Consider the following 1,508-nt stretch of genomic DNA (forward strand, 5'->3'; position numbering starts at 1 on the left):
GGATTATACAGAGTTAGTTAAGATACTTATTGTGCATGGAGCCGATATAAAAGCAAGGAATAAGGACGGAATTACTCCCCTTATGATACTAAATATTTAAAAGTTTAGACTTGATCTGACGTGTAAAAGTTGGGAGTGTCCACCGGGAGTGTCCACCCTTTTGTGTAAATTTCATCATAGCCGATCTTCAAATAAGATGGCAATTTGAGTATAAATTTGTGGCCAGTCCTTAATTCTTGTCCATTTCCGTCCCAAGTCCATAGCAGCCATGTACAAACACTTTAACAAAGACTTATCCGTCGGAAATACACGCCTCCCGGCCGTAGCCTTCCGAAATTTGCTATTCATGCTTTCTATGATATTTGTTCGTGTACATTACTCGCCTTATCTCTATCGGATACTTGAAAAAGGCTGTAAGGGCCTCCCAGTTCGCCTTCCCTTTTTGGCAAAGGCGGCATCAGAGTCTCCTTTTCCGGGGTTTCGGGCGGCTTTGACCAGACGGGCGTCAGTGATTTTGCCGCACTTAAGCTCGTAACCCTTTTCGGCAAGCTGGCGTTTGAGTTCTTTGAAGCAGGTTCTGTAGAGGTTCATGGACTTAAGATCTTTACGGAAGCGGGAGATGGTGGAGTGGTCGGGAACGGGATCGGTAGCGGAAAGGCCGAGGAAGCGGCGGTAGAAGAGGTTGCCGTAGAGCATGATTTCCATTTCGGGGTCGGAGTGACCGTAGATTTGCTGGATGATGAGGATTTTGAGCATGAGGAGGGGATCGTAGGCTGGGCGTCCTACGGAGGAGGGATGGAGTTTGGAGAGAATGCGTTCGAAGGGTTTCCAGTTGATGAGGCGGTCGAGTTCTAGGAGGAGGTCATCAGGGAGGTTTTGGTAAAGAATATTTTCCCCGAAAGTGAGTTGAGTATGCTGTTTCTTATACATGCTCAACTCCTTTAGTTTTTAAGTGAGTTTATTATGAGAAATAAAATTGTCAATCTGATTTTGCAAAGGTCTCTAGCGTAGATTGCGCATTTAATTTTTGCCTTCATTTTTGTTCTCAGTTCTATTTTTGGTTTTTCTTTTTAAACCCTTAGCCAAAATTTTTATTATTAACTTGCGCCTGTATTGAGGATTCATTTTTATAGCCTTTTATTTTTCTTCCTGTTCAATCTTTTAATTCCTTGCAGTGATGGTTTCATCCGACTAAAGATGATGAGTATCCGATTTGATAGTTTCGATAGTTTCGGAACTATGGTATTTTTTATGAGGTTATTCCGACTTTATCCGACGTCGGATAAAATCGGCTGAAAACGGATCTTCTGAGGAGGGAATCGGAAGGAATCTGAGTAAGGGTAGATGGTCTTTGGGGATATGAATTCAATTGAAAATTTTAAAAAACCAGATACTTTTCAAGAAAGCGATATGCCTCGGGAACTTTCGCCAAAGGAAAAGAGGGCTTTTATTTGTCAAGCTCTTACCGAGCTTATTAATTCTGGCTTTTTTACAGAAGAACAGAAAAG

Annotated in this window: 1 protein-coding gene and 2 pseudogenes; 1 reads left to right on the top strand and 2 read right to left on the bottom strand. The window is 42.1% G+C overall.

The genetic code is table 11. The annotated features are described in order from the left end of the window. Positions 1 to 100: pseudogene (locus TDIS_RS11615) on the top strand (ankyrin repeat domain-containing protein); the annotation flags it as partial. A 74-nt stretch (positions 101 to 174) separates the two neighbouring features. Here TDIS_RS11615 and TDIS_RS11620 read toward each other — a convergent pair. Further along, a complete protein-coding gene (locus TDIS_RS11620; RefSeq protein WP_425263986.1) occupies positions 175 to 360 on the bottom strand; it encodes a transposase in 186 nt (61 codons plus the stop codon). A gap of 66 nt (positions 361 to 426) precedes the next feature. After that, positions 427 to 930: pseudogene (locus tag TDIS_RS10560) on the bottom strand (transposase); the annotation flags it as partial. Positions 931 to 1,508 lie beyond the last annotated feature (578 nt).

The organism is Thermosulfurimonas dismutans (assembly GCF_001652585.1).
Taxonomy (GTDB): Bacteria; Desulfobacterota; Thermodesulfobacteria; order Thermodesulfobacteriales; family Thermodesulfobacteriaceae; genus Thermosulfurimonas; species Thermosulfurimonas dismutans.